This is a genomic window from Candidatus Zixiibacteriota bacterium, from assembly GCA_029860345.1.
GTDB lineage: Bacteria > Zixibacteria > MSB-5A5 > GN15 > FEB-12 > JAJRTA01.
In genome coordinates this window covers 151,381-167,700 of sequence record JAOUBJ010000004.1, presented here as the reverse complement: position 1 = coordinate 167,700, position 16,320 = coordinate 151,381, and the positions used below count along the sequence as shown (strand labels likewise).

At 53.9% G+C, this 16,320-nt stretch carries 15 protein-coding genes; 6 read left to right on the top strand and 9 right to left on the bottom strand.

All coding sequences use genetic code 11. The features are described from left to right. Positions 1–189: 189 nt before the first annotated feature. Genes OEV49_05885 through OEV49_05875 form a run of 3 tightly spaced genes read right to left on the bottom strand, consistent with a single transcriptional unit; the run spans position 190 to position 2,774 of the window. Positions 190–1,350: an aminotransferase class V-fold PLP-dependent enzyme gene (locus OEV49_05885; GenBank protein MDH3890594.1), complete on the bottom strand. Its 1,161-nt coding sequence runs from the start codon at positions 1,348–1,350 to the stop codon at positions 190–192. A gap of 12 nt (positions 1,351–1,362) precedes the next feature. Then, entirely contained in the window at positions 1,363–1,782 is a 420-nt protein-coding gene (locus OEV49_05880) for a hypothetical protein (GenBank protein MDH3890593.1), read from the bottom strand. Continuing rightward, positions 1,779–2,774, bottom strand: a complete 996-nt coding sequence (locus tag OEV49_05875) for an SDR family NAD(P)-dependent oxidoreductase (GenBank protein MDH3890592.1) — start codon at positions 2,772–2,774, stop codon at positions 1,779–1,781. Before OEV49_05875 ends, OEV49_05880 begins: the two co-directional genes overlap by 4 nt. A gap of 493 nt (positions 2,775–3,267) precedes the next feature. Here OEV49_05875 and OEV49_05870 point away from each other — a divergent pair, with 493 nt between their 5' ends. Together OEV49_05870 and OEV49_05865 are read left to right on the top strand one after the other, a co-directional pair. Then, positions 3,268–5,019, top strand: coding sequence for a SpoIIE family protein phosphatase (locus tag OEV49_05870; protein ID MDH3890591.1), 1,752 nt, complete (start codon positions 3,268–3,270; stop codon positions 5,017–5,019). A gap of 73 nt (positions 5,020–5,092) precedes the next feature. Then, positions 5,093–6,088 (top strand): hypothetical protein, encoded by a 996-nt coding sequence (locus tag OEV49_05865; GenBank protein ID MDH3890590.1) that lies wholly within the window; start codon positions 5,093–5,095, stop codon positions 6,086–6,088. A gap of 256 nt (positions 6,089–6,344) precedes the next feature. On the opposite strand, the gene OEV49_05860 is transcribed toward OEV49_05865, so the two are convergent. After that, positions 6,345–7,319 carry an HD domain-containing protein gene (locus OEV49_05860; protein MDH3890589.1) on the bottom strand — a complete coding sequence of 325 codons (975 nt, stop codon included), beginning with the start codon at positions 7,317–7,319 and terminating at the stop codon, positions 6,345–6,347. Positions 7,320–7,386: 67 nt separating this feature from the next. On the opposite strand from OEV49_05860, the gene OEV49_05855 reads away from it, so the two are divergent. The 4 genes from OEV49_05855 (at position 7,387) to OEV49_05840 (ending at position 10,860) form a co-directional block, all read left to right on the top strand. Beyond that, complete coding sequence (locus OEV49_05855; protein ID MDH3890588.1) at positions 7,387–7,623, top strand: hypothetical protein; 237 nt, start codon at positions 7,387–7,389, stop codon at positions 7,621–7,623. Positions 7,624–7,817: 194 nt separating this feature from the next. Beyond that, positions 7,818–9,017, top strand: coding sequence for a Re/Si-specific NAD(P)(+) transhydrogenase subunit alpha (locus OEV49_05850; protein ID MDH3890587.1), 1,200 nt, complete (start codon positions 7,818–7,820; stop codon positions 9,015–9,017). Next, a complete protein-coding gene (locus tag OEV49_05845; protein MDH3890586.1) occupies positions 9,017–9,301 on the top strand; it encodes an NAD(P) transhydrogenase subunit alpha in 285 nt (94 codons plus the stop codon). The genes OEV49_05850 and OEV49_05845 overlap by 1 nt, the downstream gene beginning before the upstream one ends. Before the next feature lie 2 nt (positions 9,302–9,303). After that, positions 9,304–10,860, top strand: coding sequence for an NAD(P)(+) transhydrogenase (Re/Si-specific) subunit beta (locus OEV49_05840; GenBank protein MDH3890585.1), 1,557 nt, complete (start codon positions 9,304–9,306; stop codon positions 10,858–10,860). Positions 10,861–11,102: 242 nt separating this feature from the next. On the opposite strand, the gene OEV49_05835 is transcribed toward OEV49_05840, so the two are convergent. The 5 genes from OEV49_05835 to OEV49_05815 all read right to left on the bottom strand — a co-directional run bounded on the left by OEV49_05835 (position 11,103) and on the right by OEV49_05815 (position 16,303). Further along, the gene (locus OEV49_05835) at positions 11,103–11,579 is read right to left on the bottom strand and encodes a hypothetical protein (protein ID MDH3890584.1); all 477 of its coding nucleotides are present in this window, start codon (positions 11,577–11,579) and stop codon (positions 11,103–11,105) included. Between the two features lie 49 nt (positions 11,580–11,628). Then, the gene (locus tag OEV49_05830) at positions 11,629–13,038 is read right to left on the bottom strand and encodes a DUF3696 domain-containing protein (GenBank protein MDH3890583.1); all 1,410 of its coding nucleotides are present in this window, start codon (positions 13,036–13,038) and stop codon (positions 11,629–11,631) included. Positions 13,039–13,177: 139 nt separating this feature from the next. After that, a complete protein-coding gene (locus OEV49_05825) occupies positions 13,178–15,355 on the bottom strand; it encodes a tetratricopeptide repeat protein (protein MDH3890582.1) in 2,178 nt (725 codons plus the stop codon). A gap of 9 nt (positions 15,356–15,364) precedes the next feature. After that, positions 15,365–15,961 carry a recombination mediator RecR gene (recR, locus tag OEV49_05820; protein MDH3890581.1) on the bottom strand — a complete coding sequence of 199 codons (597 nt, stop codon included), beginning with the start codon at positions 15,959–15,961 and terminating at the stop codon, positions 15,365–15,367. A gap of 15 nt (positions 15,962–15,976) precedes the next feature. Then, a complete protein-coding gene (locus OEV49_05815; GenBank protein ID MDH3890580.1) occupies positions 15,977–16,303 on the bottom strand; it encodes a YbaB/EbfC family nucleoid-associated protein in 327 nt (108 codons plus the stop codon). Positions 16,304–16,320 lie beyond the last annotated feature (17 nt).

Here is a 16,320-nt window from a genome sequence, read left to right as displayed (position 1 = left end):
ACAGAAGCCGGCAAGCGGAGTCGCATGACGGCACAAGAGAAGATGGATTCCCGCCTGCGCGGGAATGACTGGCAAGCCAGGTTTGTGGTGCTTCGCGCTCTCCCACTTGGTGAGCGGTGTCGAACCACAGGCAAGCCTGCCTTTCGCGCTTCGCGCGGGCCCAAGCCCCAGGAGTATTCGGTTTACTAGCTATCTCCCCCGTGCGAATTTCTGGAGCACGCCGATGGTCTTGTCGATGTCGCGTTCGTTGTTGTAAAGATGCACCGAGACACGGATAGACCCCTCGCGCTGCACCAGGATAATCTTGTTCTTCAACAACTCACGATGCAGTGATTTGTAATCATCGCAGGTGAAAGTGAAAATCGACGAGCGATGGGTCGGTTCCATGTTGGACGTGATGGTATAGTAGGGATGGCTGTCTATAAAGTCGGCCAGGCGGTCGATGAGAGCGTAGTTGTGTCGCTGGATGTTTCTGATACCGAGATCGACAAACATCTCAGCCGCAGCCTTCATCGCCATCATGTTCAGCACGACGTAGTATCCCATCTCGAACCGTCGCGCCGAATCAAAAAACGGTTGCTCATATCGAAACAGATCAGTGAAGTTCATCTTCCAGTCCGACCCCAACCAGCTCATGAACGGTTGTTTGAGCCGGTCACGGATACGGTCGGACAGATAGAAGAACCCACACCCCTGCGGCGCCAACATCCACTTCTGACATCCCGACGTAAAAACATCGATGTCGATGATCTTGGTATTGATCGGTTCCACGCCCATCCCCTGGATACCATCGACCACGAAAAACATGCCGTTTTCGCGGCAGAATTCCGACAACTGTTGCAGGTCGGCCTTGTATCCATTGAAAAACTGCACCCACGACACGGTCAGCACTTTGGAACGCTTTGTCACTCCGCGCCTGAGTGCATCCATATCAAAACAGCGGCCGCGTGACTTGAGCACTTTCAGCCTGAAGCCGCGCGCCTCAGCCGCGGCCCGCCAGGTGTATCGAATAGCCGGGAACTCAACATCGGACACCAGCACTTCGTCGGTCTTATTCAGCGGCAAACCAAAGGCGGCAATGTTCAAACCAAATGAAGTATTCAGCCCGATACCGACTTCACGTTTGCGTGCGCCGATCATGCGCGCATAGATCGCCCGCAATTCATCCTGGGTCTCGAAGGCATCGTGTGAGTCATCACGCTCGGCTGCCACTCGCTGGCTGATGTTGGCTTCAATCGCCTGTTGCACATCGATGGAAAACGGCCCATAGGAACCGGCGTTGAAGTAGGTCACCTTTTTTGTGTGCGGAAACCGTCGTCGGATAAGAGCGAACTTGTCATTGGAAGCCATGCGTGACCCTTCTTAGAGTGAGTACAAGTAGCCGATAGTGGCCATCACCGCGGCCAGTTTCAAGAGTACGCCCAGAAGAATATACAACAAATACGACACCGACAACTTGATGCGAACAGAAACCGCCAACAGTGTCGGCGCCGCACCCAGTGTGAAAGCCATCACCGCCGCGGCCAGGGCCGGCTTGATGCCCTCAAGCGGCAAGGCTACGACAAATACCAGGTAGGCGAAGGTCGGCACGGCCACCAGGAACAAGTACTCCATGACAAAATTCAACAGATACCAGGCCGGTGAGGTCGGTTCGATAAGGGCGACGGGCATGTCTCGTGAGGCTTTGATTATTCTGCCGAGCAACTCATAAAGTACAGTAACCACCAACAGCGCCGCCCCACCCAAAACGAGACAGTATACAACAAGCTCAGTGGAAATCATTTGAGCCACCCCATACGGATGTACCAGTCATAGGTATCTTTTGCTCCCTGCGCGAATGGAATGCGCGACCGGTAATCCAACTCGTTGTGAGCTTTGTCAAGCGACATCTCCCACCAGTCGAGCAGTTCGGCCGCTTTCTCGCGGGTCAACATCGGCGTGGTGCGAAACAGCTTGCAGGCTACTTCCGAAACTACCGCCGCGGCTCGGAACAGTGGGGCCGGAAGCTTCAGCGGAAAACCCTTTCGACCACACGCTTGTTGCAACAAGCCGATTAGTTCGGCCATGGTGTAGGACATGTTCTCGGCAATGAAGTATACCGCGCCGGGTTTTGTCTCCTTGGTCAGGGCCAGAAATATCCCACGGGCCAGATCGTCGACATGCACTATTTGTATACGTCGTTTGGTATCGCCGATTAGCGGACGGATCCCTTTGTGCACGGCCTCAAAGAAACCGAAGATCTCTCTGTCGCCCGGTCCGTACACACCAGGCGGACGGATCGACAGAACCGGCAACCGGTCCGAGAACCCAAGGGCAGTCTGTTCACCCCCAAGTTTGGAGCGTCCATAGGTCGTGATGGGATGGGGCGTGTCTTCTTCGGTTACCGGACGACCCGGCACCGAGGGACCGGCCGCGGCCAACGATGATATGTAGACGATTTTTTTCACCGAGTTATTATGTTCGGCAGCCGCATCGAACAGCGCCTGGGTCCCTTGTTCGTTTATCCTTCGAAAGTCATCTTTGTTTCGCGCCTTGGTGATGCCGGCGTTATGCACGATGTAATCGACACCGGTCACCATCTCGGGCAGGCTCTCAGGCCGCGTTACATCACCATAGCGGTACTCGATATTCATAGACTCAAGCGACTTCAAGTCCGAGCTTTTCCGCACACCGGCCACAACGGCCAGGCCTTCCTTCAGCAGTAAGTGGCACAGTCGCGTCCCCACGAACCCGTTGGCGCCGGTGACCAGTACGCTCGGTTTTCCATTCGACATGCCGCCAATTTAGCGAATGCACCGACGGCTGACAAGGGAAACACCCGAATCATTCTAACCGAGTCGGCATACTATTAGGAGACATGTTCCCCCGAGCTCCCATGCTGTTGGGTCAGCGCCGCGCGATGCGTGAGAAACAGGGCTTGACCGTGTCATTACGAGTCGGCATACCAGGAGGAGACATGTTCCCCCGAGCTCCCATGCTTCTGGTTCAGCGCCGCGCGATACGCGAGAAACACGGCTTGACCGTGTCATTACGAGTCGGCATACCAGGAGGAGACATGTTCCCCCGAGCTCCCATGCTTCTGGTTCAGCGCCGCGCGATACGCGAGAAACACGGCTTGACCGTGTCATTACGAGTCGGCATACCAGGAGGAGACATGTTCCCCCGAGCTCCCATGCTGTTGGTTCAGCGCCGCGCGATACGCGAGAAACACGGCTTGACCGTGTCATTCCGATTGACATTACCTTAGGAAATCGTACTTTCCCAACCATGAACTTTGCCGCCGACCATACACGGGCCGAGAAACTGCTGCTTGAGGCCAGCCGCACTTTCAATTCGACTCTGGAATATGAGGAGTTGATTGAGCGGGTACTAAGATTGATTATCGCCGCCGCCGGTTCCGAGGCCGCTTTGGTGTTTCGAGTAGACCATGAACGAACCGACATGAAGGTTCGTTTCATGAACTCAGCCGATTTCGAGATGAAACATTTTTACCTTGACGTGGGCGCCGGGGTGGTGGGCTGGGTGACCAACTTCCGAGAGCCGGTAGTAATCGCCGATGCCTCGACCGACCAGCGAGTAGACCAGGAGATCGGACGCCTGGCCGGAGTGGAGACACGTTCACTGGTTTCCGTGCCGTTGATCGGTAAGGGCCAGATGATCGGGGTGATAGAGGCGATCAACAAACAGGAGGGGCAGTTTGATTCGGGCGACATGGATGTTTTGATCGGCCTGGCCAACCAGATCGCTGTGGCTGTCGACAACGCCCACCTGTACCGCATGGTTCGTCGCGAGGCTTTGCAGAAAGACCTGCTGTTGGAAATTTGTCGGCAACTGTCAAGTTCGCTCGGTTTGGATGAAGTGTTACGCATGATGTTGGATTCACTTAAAAGGGCAGTCGAATTCGATGCCGGCGGCGTTTTCCTGATAGATGCCGATACCGGTGATATTCAGACTCTCTCCACACAGGGATACGATTCCGCAAGTGGACCCAAGATACACTTGAAAGTCGGGCAGGGTCTGGTCGGCAGCGTGGCCAAGTCGGGCCGGGCGGTGATCGTGCCCGATGTTGCGGTCGACGAACGCTATGTCAATTCGCGCGATGACACCCGGAGTGAGATGGTGGTGCCGATCATTTTGGGGGACCGCACCATAGGCGCGATCAATCTCGAATCTGATCGCATAGCCGCATTCACCCAACCGCAGGCGTCTTTGGTAGCGGCCTTTGCCTCTCAGGCTGCCGTATCGGTCGAACGGGCCAGGATGCACGAGCGGATGTTGTCGGCCCACAAACTTGAAGAGCAGTTGCACATTGCACGAAAAATCCAGCGGAGTTTTCTGCCGGGCGCCAACCCACAGATCGCCGGTTATGATCTGTGCGGGCGAAATATTCCCTCCTTTGAGGTCGGCGGAGATTACTATGATTTCATCAAGATTGTCGAATCTCAGTTTGGTGTGGCTATCGGCGACGTCTCCGGCAAGGGAATCCCGGCCTCGTTGATAATGGCTTCTTTCCGTGCTTCACTCATCGCCGAAATCCGCAACAACTACGCTATCCGTACTATCTGCAGCAAAGTCAACAACCTCCTGTGCGAATCGGTACAGCCGGGTAACTTCGTGACGGCTGTCTATGGTGTCCTCGATTCAAAGAACCATGTCTTTACTTTTGCCAACTGTGGTCACTGCCTGCCGATTTTGATTCGGGCCGACGGGAGTGTCGAATATCTGAGCGAGGGGGGACCTTTGTTGGGTGTGTCCCCGGAGGCTGAGTACGAAGAGCGTCCGGTGTACATAAATGCCTCAGACATAATCTTTCTGTACACTGACGGTATCAGCGAAGTGTTCGATCCGGACGACAATGAAATCGAGTTGGAGCAACTGACCGAGGTCATCCGGGAAAACGCTGATAAGTCGGCAGCCGAAATACTCGAGGCCGTCTACCGTGCTGTCACCAGATTCGCCGCACCACAGCATGTTTATGATGATCTGACCATGATTGTCGTCAAACGACTGTCCGAATAATTCGCTTTTCAGATCACTTGGTCGGCCTTATCTTGTATAATGTACGATTGATTATCATTCAGGAGGATGGAATATGAAAAAGCTCATTGTGTCGACAATCGCCCTTAGCACGTTGTTATGGATCGGTTGTGGTGACGACGACGAAGTAATTCCCGGCGACAACAGCATAACAGTGACACCGGGTACCACGGTTGCCCCGGCCTGGCCGTTGGTCTACAACGACGCCGCCTGGGACGACGTTACTGCGACTACCATCTCACTCTCGACCGGCGCTGCCCTGCCGGTCGGTCCGATCAAATCACCACTTGGCCCCGACAAATCTTTGGCGGCGCCTTCCTCGGTCGACCTTCAGGCTATAAAGATAGGTGACCGGCTCTACCTGAGGTTTCAGTGGGCCGACGCCAGCCGGAGCATTCAGCGAGACAATTGGGAGCTCAACAACAACGAGACTTTCCGATTCACGTGGTATGAGGGGACTCGTGGCGAGGACGAAGTCTTCGCTATGTTCGAAGGAGCGCCCGGCGGTGGATGGGATACCTGGAACTGGAGATTACTAACCACCGGGACACAGAATTTGGCCGAGGACTTAACATTTCGTAATGACTCCCTGATCGCGGATGCCGGGGCTAACTCAGTTGCCTTCCAAAACCGACCCAAATCGATTAACGATCCGACTCAACCCACATACGTTGATTCCAGTGAATGGGAGTTCACCGGCGATGTCATGTACAGCAACCATATGAGAAATCTGGATATCTGGGTACAAGCCAACGCCCGCAACTGGACGGTTGGTCAAACGGTTCCTGGTTGGTACATAGTCGCCGGTGTCGACTGGGAGAACATTGACGAAAGCCGCTGGGATGTTCGCACCGCTCACCACTTCGACGAGCAGGCAGGACAATGGACAGTTGTTATGTCGCGCACGTTGGCCGGTTCGACCGATGATGTCAGCATGGCGAATATTAGTCGGATCAAAACCAGGATCGGTGTTCTTGACAACTATACCGATATTGCGCCCGGCAGTTCGCAACGTGCTTTCTCCGCTGATTTCTGGATTGCCCTGCCGTAAGCGCCCTTCACCATACAAAGATTGCCAAAGCCGGTGTTCTGCACCGGCTTTTTTGTCTTAGCGTCGGATCGCCGGCCATCTCTTCGCAGGCGGCCAGGAGATCAGTCCGCCGCGGCGGATCGTGGGCCTGGCATGGCGGGTCCACGCCGCGGCGTGCAGGCGAATGCCGGAATCCAATCTTCACAATGTCACCCCGAGCGGAGTCGAGGGGTGAGGTGATTTGCAGGTGGTGTTGGGCGACCCCGCCCGACACCTGCTATTCCTGCGGGCCCATCATTCTGGTAAATGATTCAATGTAATCACCACTGAACTTGAAATGCTCGGAGTACATTTCCTTGAGCGCATGAAAGGTCTCCACCGCATTTCGGTACACCCGTTGGGTGGTCATGGCGTCAAAAACATCTGCGATCGCAACGATTTTCGAGTATGGATGGATTTCGTCCGCTGTTAGATGGTGCGGATAGCCGGAGCCGTCCTCGCGCTCGTGGTGTTGCAGGATCGGGTAGTGTGCTTCGTGGGGTAGGATGTCGGTCTCAAGTATGATCTCGAAGCCCCACTGCGGGTGCTTCTCTATCAGTTTCCATTCTTCGGGCGACAATGAGCCCTTCTTATTCAGTATGGACTCATCTATTCTGGTCTTACCCACATCGTGCAAGAGCGCACCCAAGCCAAGCCGGCTCAGTTCTTCGTGGTCGCTGATTCCGGCCGCCTGGGCCAGGGCCAGTGAGAACGTGCAGACATTTATACTGTGCGTATAGGTGCTGTAATCGAATTGCATCACCTTCAGCATATTGTGAAAGGCGCTGGAGTTTTTCAAATTGTGGAGCACGGTGGTTTCGACCAGTTTCATGCTGCGCTTGATGGACTCAACCGAACTCGGTTTGGTCATGACATCTTTGACCAAAAGTTGAGCCGTGTCATACATGATGGTGGCTTTGGAGGAATCATCGACGCTGTCGTCCCTTAGGATATCTTCCAAATGTTGTTCAATGTACTTCTGGTATCCGCCGCAATCGGTCGAAGATACGAAGATGTTTGGAACGTTGTGTTCCATTAGCGCTTTTAGGGAGTGTCCGGAGAAGGCCGTTTCGTTTGCCCGGTAAAGTATGTATTCGCCGTTGATCTTGATATAGAGATCGAAGTCCAGCACCGTATCGATACGGAGCGTCTTCAGCGAAACGGGTATATATGCTTCAGCCGCAACCTTGGCAGCTTCTTTGGTGAACACCATTTGCCTCCTGCTACTACTACTCACTATATCGACTCTGTCTGCTGGTAAATCCACACCTGCAGGCATTATGTCTGAGATAATCCATCGGCGTCCCGGGTATCGCAAGGATACCTATCCGTCGCTCTTGCCTGAGAAAGAAGAAACTCCCGGCTTTTCATTCCTATGGCCAAAGCAAAACGGTCTTCCGGACCTCCTGTCATGCCGGGTGGTCTCTCTATTTGATTGCACCAAAACAGACCAAATCGGCGATGAGCACCCGCCGACGGACTCGATCGATGTTCCCTGTCCCCAGGGGATATGCTAATACGATCAGGGGCAGGACAGTCTGCGCAGGTTTCATCAAGAACGAGCAACCGCTTCTGCCAAATAGGTTAACTGGGGCCTCGGCTACTCGGATGAACCGTCAAACATTCCGGGAACCATTGACTATTAGGTCCGGTTATTCAGGTCAATAATCGGCTGAAGCGAAAGACATTGACTCAGAAAGGCCTCACATAAATGACTGATGATGCAAAGCCGCTGGTTCTCGGGATTCCCAAAGAGACATTTCCCGGCGAACGTCGCGTTGCCGTAGTGGCCGACATGGTTCCGCTCTTCGGCAAGGCTGGGATGACTATCGTTGTCGAATCGGGGGCCGGCCTTCTTTCCGGGCTGTCCGATGACGACTATTCCGCCAAGGGAGCCGAAATCGCCCCGGATCGCAAGTCTGTCTTTGACAAGAGCGATGTCATTCTGCAGGTTCGCGGCTTTGGGGCCAATCCCGATTTTGGAAAGACGGACCTTGAGCTGTTGCGTAAAGACCAAACATTGGTGGCCTTATTTGAGCCGCTGACAGCCAAGGATGAGGTAACGGCGGTGGCCCAGCGAGGCGTCCTGGCTTTCGCCATGGAGTTGATTCCCAGGATCACGCGCGCCCAGAGCATGGATGTGCTTTCTTCGATGGCTACCGTGGCCGGGTACAAGGCGGTCCTTCTTTCGGCTCAGTTGCTGCCCAAGATGTTTCCTATGTTGATGACCGCCGCCGGAACTGTCTCCCCGGCCCATGTCTTTGTAATCGGCGCCGGTGTGGCCGGTTTGCAGGCTATAGCCACGGCCAAACGGCTTGGCGCGGTAGTCTCAGCCTACGACCTGCGCCCGGCCGTGCGGGAGCAAGTAGAGAGCCTGGGCGCATCTTTTGTCGAAATCGATGTCGAAGCCGCAGATTCGGAAGACAAGGGCGGATACGCCAAAGCGATGGATGAAGAATTCTACCGCAAGCAGCGCGAATTACTAACCAAAGTGGTTTCAGAAAACGATGTTGTGATTACTACCGCCGCCATTCCCGGCCGAAAAGCACCGGTTCTGATCACCGCCGATATGGTCCGGCAGATGCGTCGAGGCTCGGTGATCGTCGACCTGGCCGCCGAACGGGGCGGCAATTGTGAACTGACCAGGCTCGATGAAACGGTTGTCGAAAACGGCATCACAATCCTCGGCCCCAACAACCTCCCCTCCACGATTCCGTTTCATGCCAGCCAGATGTATTCACGCAACCTGCTGGCGCTGATGAAGCACCTGATCGAAGATGGTAAGGTCCGCCGCGATATGGAAGATGAGATCATTCGAGATACCCTGATGACTCACGATGGCAAGGTGGTAAATGCCCGACTGCGTGAGGCTTTCGGCATGGATACAACGACAGAAAGGAGCGAGGGCTAATGGATGGATTCGTGATGATTCTGACTGTCTTCGTGCTGGCTATTGTAGTTGGCTTTGAGATAATAACGAAAGTTCCACCAACCCTGCACACGCCGCTGATGTCCGGGTCCAACGCTATTTCCGGGATTACTATTATCGGTGCGCTGGTGCTGGCCGGTCAGATGGATTCGAGTCCTTTGGCTCAGATTCTGGCCTTTGTTGCCGTGATATTTGCAGCCATCAACGTTGTCGGTGGCTTCCTGGTCACCGACCGCATGCTCAAGATGTTTAAGAAAAAGGACTGATCGTGCTGAATCCAAGTATCGTCAATTCCGCCTACCTTCTTGCTGCCATGTTGTTCATTTGGGGTCTCAAAGGTCTGGCCCATCCCAGGACAGCCGTGCGAGGCAACCGCATCGCTGCCCTGGCCATGATTGTAGCGATCGCGGCGACTTTGCTCAGCGGCAGATTTGAGTGGCATTACATCTTATTGGGCGTTGCCATCGGTTCTGTTCTTGGTGCGGCTGCGGCCATGAAAGTAAAAATGACCGCTATGCCTGAGATGGTCGGGTTGTTCAACGGCTTCGGCGGGGCAGCCTCTATTCTCGTCGCCGGATCGGCCCTGGTAGCAGTGATGCAGCATGTAGGCGCCTCTCCCAACATGCAAATGAAAGTCGCCACCGTGGCTACTGGAGTAATCGGTTCGGTCACTTTCTTTGGCAGCTACGTCGCCTTTGGCAAGCTGGCTGAGTTCCTGGCCGTCAAATGGAAACTGCACACCTGGCAGAAAGTTATCAAGTACGGTTTTTCACTGATCGTAGCAGGCGGCGCGATTTGGTTTGGGGTGGTGTCATGGACCGAAGTGGGAATGCCGATCTCCGGCGGGATCATGCTATCCGGCGTCCTGATCGGGCTGCTGCTACTCAACAAAAAAGACCGCTTCCCTGGAATGAATGCGCTGAAGATAATCATGGCCATAGTGTCAGTGGCGCTCGGCATCATGGTGGTGCTTGATCCGGCCAATATAATGTTGTTCTGGTTGATGGTGGGCGCAGCCGGTGTTCTGGGTGTTTTACTGACACTGTCGATCGGCGGCGCCGACATGCCGGTAGTGATTGCGCTGTTGAATTCATACTCAGGTATCGCCGCCGCGGCCACCGGATTTGTGATTAACAATAACGTGCTTATCATTGCCGGATCACTGGTGGGTGCTTCCGGGATTATTCTCACGCAGATCATGTGCAAGGCGATGAATCGTTCTCTCGCTAACGTCCTGTTCGGTGTCATGGGACCCACCAGTGACACACCCTCCGACGATGAAGTATACGCAGGCAAGGTCAAAGCCACATCGGCTGAGGAGATCGCCATGCTTTTCGACGGCGCCCGTCGGGTGGCCATCATTCCCGGTTACGGTATGGCTGTCGCCCAGGCGCAGCATGCCGTGCGTGACCTGGCCAATCTGTTGGAACAGCGCGGTATGGAAGTGGACTTTGCCATTCATCCGGTAGCCGGGCGGATGCCGGGCCACATGAACGTCCTGCTGGCCGAAGCCAATGTCGAATACGACAAGCTACGCGAGATGGATGAGATCAACCCGACTATGCCGCAGGTCGATGTGGCTATTGTCATCGGCGCCAACGACGTGGTCAATCCGGTCGCCCGGACCGATCCCACTTCACCGATTGCCGGGATGCCGATTATCGATGTCGACAAAGCGCGCACGGTTGTTGTTATCAAGCGCAGCCTCAGCCCCGGATTTGCAGGGATACCCAATCCATTGTTTGCGCTGGACAATACTCTGATGTTTTTCAACGACGGCAAGAAGGCTATCCTGGACATTGTGACTGCTGTGAAGGAGTCCTGACCCATAAATGGGAACTTGCCATAAATGGGTCTCTTGCGTTACCTTGCACCAACACGCGCGAAGCGCCAGAAACACGGCTTGACCGTGTCATCCTGAGCGCAGTCGAAGGATGAGGCTGGAAGTTACGGTATGTCGAAACCCCTGGTCCGTAGGACCGCCGCAGGCGGGTTTCGACACGCTAACTGAAGAACCCACCCGGCGTTGAGCTCTTGGTGGGGTACTGTCTTAGAAAGAGGTCGTTGTTATCCGTCCATTTTCTGTTCGTACTTGGCTCTAACATACTCCGGGCACAAGAACGTCACCGAAACCCCAACCGAATGAAGTGCGTCCTTAAAACCCCACCATTTGCTGTCGGTGGCTTGCAGTATCGGCGGTGCATCTCGGTGCGCTTTGGCAACAGCCACGAATTTCCTATCAGAAATATCAAAATCGGAGAGTTCGGCGTGATCGGGAAACTCGACGTATGAGTCTCCTGTTGGGGTGATGTCGACGCGATCCACCAAAGTATCCATCCATTGATGGTCGTGAAGCCACTTCATAAACACATCGCCTTGCCCAGGTTGACCGCGCATCGATAGACCCTTGCGATACTCATCAAATATCTCGCCACCTACATCGACAACCAGCCCGCCATTTTCAACGACATGTTCCACGGCTTGGATACATGCAAGTACGCACTCGCTCAGTTCATCAGGGATTGCCCCAGCTTTGGTTGCCATATTCGCATTTATGGGAATATTAGAATCAACTACACATTTCTTGGGAAGACTAACCATTCGGAGTATCTGCATGATCGGAGGTTTGATCAATTCTCTTTTCCATCGCGGCTTTGGCCTGCGCTGTTATGTCTCCCATGTCATCGCCAAAGAAGTTCTCCGGCCAATTCATGATATTACCGAACATATCTATCTGAAGAGTGTCCAATCGTGCCGGCATCTTCGATACATCTGAAAAATACGCTGAAACTTTGTTGGTTGAAATGGTCCCCTCAGCTATCCGTCGTTGCAACCGTCTCAAGAAGTGCTCCGAATGCGTTTCGACAATGAGTTGGATGTTCCGATCAGAACCATCTTCTCGTGAATTCATTACGTCAATCATGACATCGGCCAGAGCAGCCTGGGCTGATGGATGTAGGTGGATTTCCGGTTGTTCCATAATAATGATTGAGTTCCGAGGTGCATAGAAACACTGCACCAGCACGGGAAGTACTTGTGAAACCCCAAACCCCACATCTGGCAAATCAACCCAATCTTCCGAGCCTTTTGTGCAGACCTTAACTTCATATTCTTGACGCTGCTTAGAAATGGCGTTAACCTGAAATCTCTCTATCAGCCCCATTTTTGTCAGTTCTTCTGCAATGAGCTGTTGAAAAGGTTTGGCTGTTTGTTTATATCCAAAACTGATCTTGCGGTTCTTAGCTGCAAGCATCGCAGCTACTGTATTTTCGCCAGAGTAGCCTACTTGTTCTGGCTCGGTTCCTGTCCATGAATAGAGCCGTTCCGCCTTAGTCCGCAACGGACCGAGATAACACAATGAACGAAAGAGGTTTTCATGCACGAGATTCAATTCTTGCACAAATGCTGCATTTTGATAATAGGCGACTACTTCGTCAGGAAACCCATAAAATCGTACCGGCGATTTGGGATACCATGCTCGACCTTGGTTACGCACAAGCGTGTAGTTTTCTGCGTCAACTTCGTATTCTATTCTGGTTGTCTGCCGAAGAGCCATTTGAATGCTAAGGGCCGTTTCTTCGTCATCCTTGAGGATATATTTCAATTGGTTTAGGATTAGAGTTTTCTGACCTTCATCTTTCATGCCAGCAACGGCTGCAAACTCCAATTGTGTCCCAGTGAAGGACTTAAGTGAAATGGGGTCCTTGATTTTCAAAGAGCTTGCCAAGTCCCACGTATAATCGAAACTGATGCTTGCACCTGAATCACGCTGGTAGACCATGTCTTGGTAGGAACCTAACTGCACAGCCGAGTTCTTACCACCGGTATAGAAAACGGCCTTTCTATCAGGAGAGTCCACTGTTTGGCGGAGCATCATTAGGAATTGGCCAATACTTGACTTCCCGGAACTATTCGTCCCGAAAAATAATGTTATCGGCGACATTCTGATGGTCCCCGTATCACTCCAGCACTTGAAGTTTCCGATTTTGAGGTCACGTATCATGAGTGCCATCTCCTACAAAACTCATTCATCGATATCTTCCTTTACTCCTTACCAACAAACATGAAGAACGGTAAAACCATCATCAAATTCAACTAATATGAACTCTGAAATACAGGAACCAACACAGAGACCTTCCCCCCTACTCCCCCTCCCGCAGCTTCTCGGCCAACTCGTTCATGCGCGCGCGCATGCGTTCGGTGTCCGGATCATTAGGCGCTAAAGAGACGAATCTCTGATAGTAACGGATTGCAGCGCTGTAGTTCTCGCTCGCATCTTCCTGAAATGCCCGGACCAGGTAAGGATATGGCAGCGTCGAATCGGTGGCGTTCAACGACGATGCTAACTCGGCAGCCTCCTCTTTGTTGCCGATCTGATGATGCATCAGCATCAGGTCGGTGAGTATCTCCGGGTCATTCGGAAATAGCTCGACGGCACGGTCGATAGCTGCAAAAGCCTCGGTGTACTTTCGTTGATCGCGCCAGAAAATGTAATTGTTCTGATGGTGCTCACGCCGGTATGGTTGGAGCATCAACACGCTGTCGAGTTCCGGCCGGGTCTGGGCATAACGGCCCAGTCGCATCAGTACATTGATCAGTCTGGCTCGGGCATCGGTCCAATAGGGCCGTTTGGCTTTCATGGCGTAAAGATACCTAAGCGCCACCTCCGGCTTGCCGGCCGTGATCAGGTCGCCGGCGCCTCGCAGGTTAAGAAAATCTTCGGACTTGGTCGGCATCAGCCAATCCCACTGATTGGCCTTTTCGAGATTGGTTGTGTCCAGCCCGAGTCTGTGGCGTTGGCCGCCTGAGCTGTCGACGGAAACAGCCGATGAATCATAACCCTGTAGCAAGTTATCCGGAACGATATGTTCGAATCCCGGGATACGAATGATCGTCTTGCGTTCATCAAAGTGGCGTCGATAGAAGTAGGCATCTCTAAATGCGAAACCGGCGTGCAAATAGTGAACCTCTTGTTTGTCGAACTGCTCAACGGCATGCGATTCCACCCGGTCGATTTCCAACATTACCGGAAGATAGCAAAGCGGCACGATCAGCGACAGCGCCGCCATAGCTCCCAAGAGCCGTCGTCCCGCTGCTGAGTCGGTCGGCACCCTGGCCAGTAACAGTCCGGCCAAAAGGGCCACGGGCGTGAGAAAGGCAGCCATGCGCGGCATGTCGAAGACAATGCTGTTGAATGGGTCCATTACAAATAGAACCGTTCCGCCACCCAGGGCCATCAGGCTGAAGGCGACAAGATTGGCATCGTTTCGCACAGCGGACAGTCTGCGCATCCACAGAAGTTTGGTGACCACGACAGTCGGCGCTGCCAGAAAGAACAGTTGAACGACATCGCTGATGTGTCTCAGGGAGAACAGGCCGTAGTTACCGAAAGGACTTTTGCCCCCCGGGAACAGTAAGAACCGTGAGAACTCAAAGTCGATTACTCCTTGACGGTAGACGAAGGCCAACACGATAACGTATCCGACCAAGCCTACGATAAGGGTGCCCAGGGACAGTTTTTTGGTCTGCCGTCCAAGCCTGCGTACTGTCACAAACAGGGCGGAAGGAATCAGGAAAACCAACCAACTGTACATGAAGACGCCAACAGCGGCAATCAGCCAGAGCAGGGCCAGGTTTTTGACTCCTCCCTCGCGGTTGGTGCGCACCACCAAAAGCGCCAGCCAACTACAGATAGCCGGTACTACCGGTTCCACTCCGATAAACCCAAAGTAGACCACACCCTGCGGTCCGAAGAACATGACAGTGAAAAGCAGCCCCCGCCGCTGGGAGTCGGGGGCGAGAGCACGACTGAGCTGGATACATGCCACCAACGCGGCCAGGGTAGACATGAAACTCACAACCGTCCAACTCAACACCGCCGGCATCGTGCGCGGCATCTCAAACAGAGTGAGGAGCGTGTGCAGCCACGATACCAGCATCGATGTACCGTACTCAAACCACCGAGGGTTGAAGACTTCAGCTTGGGCCAGCATGGCAACCTTCAGGTTGCCGCCGCCGAGAACAAAAGAATCATGCCGGAATATGACCAACAGAACGAACAAGATGGTCGCCGCGATCACAACCTGCCTGGACGAGGTACAGAGTTTGCCGATAGACTCGATGCGACCGATGAACAGGTATAAAAGTCCGGCCGAAAGGGCCAGCCATAGGATGGGATACCAGAGCGGCAGGTGCCAAAAGTGGGTGAACGACCAGTTGTTTTCAAACAGGGCACCGCCCAGGAACCGGGCGGCCAGAAAGAGCAGGGAGACCGCCATCAACAGGTACAGCGCCTGGGAGATATGTCTGGAGTCAGCCATGATCAGAACTCAGAACTCCTGCCGCCCCTCCAAGGCCCGACCGAGCGTGGCCGAGTCGGCAAATTCCAGATCGGAGCCGACCGGCAGTCCGCGTGCGATACGAGTCACTTTCACGCCCAACGGCTTGAGCAGTTTGGCCAGGTAGATGGCAGTAGCCTCACCTTCGACATTTGGATTGGTGGCCAGCACGACCTCGGTTATGTCGCCGGACAGTCTTTTCAACAGTTCTTGTATTTTCAGTTCGTCCGGCCCCAGCCCGTCCAGCGGTGAGAGGCGTCCACCCAGTATGTGAAAGCGACCGTTGAATCCATCGACCTTATCGATAGCAGCGGCATCGGCCGTTTCTTCGACCACACACAAGACCGTTGCGTCCCGTTTGGGATCGCTGCAGATTCGGCAGGGATCATTCTCTGAGATGTTGAAACATGTTGAACAGAAGCCAACCTTGTCGATCACCTCGCGGATGATGTCGGAAAGCTCCAGCGCCTCTTCTTTGGGCAGGTTGAGAATATAGAAAGCCAGCCGCGAGGCCGACTTGCGCCCTATCCCCGGCATACGCGCCAGACGATTGGCCAATCGTTCAACCGAAGTAGCCGATTTGAACATGGCAGGTCTTTCCGCTTAGAACGGCAGGTTCATCCCGGGTATATTCAGGCCGCCGGTAAGGCTGGCCATTTTTTCTGTTTGCAATTCCTGCGCCTTGGTGCGAGCCTGACTGATCGCGGCTAGGATAAGGTCCTGCAGCATCTCAACGTCATCGGGATCGACCACTTCCGGATCAATGGTGACCGACACGATATCCTGTTTACCGTTGGCTACCACTTTGACCATACCGCCGCCTGCAGTTCCTTCCACTTCGGTCTGTTCCAGTTCGGCCTGAATTGCCTCCATCTTGGCCTGCATCTGTTGAACCTGCTTCATCATATTGCCGATGCCGCCCTTACCCATAATCATCTCCTGTGTAG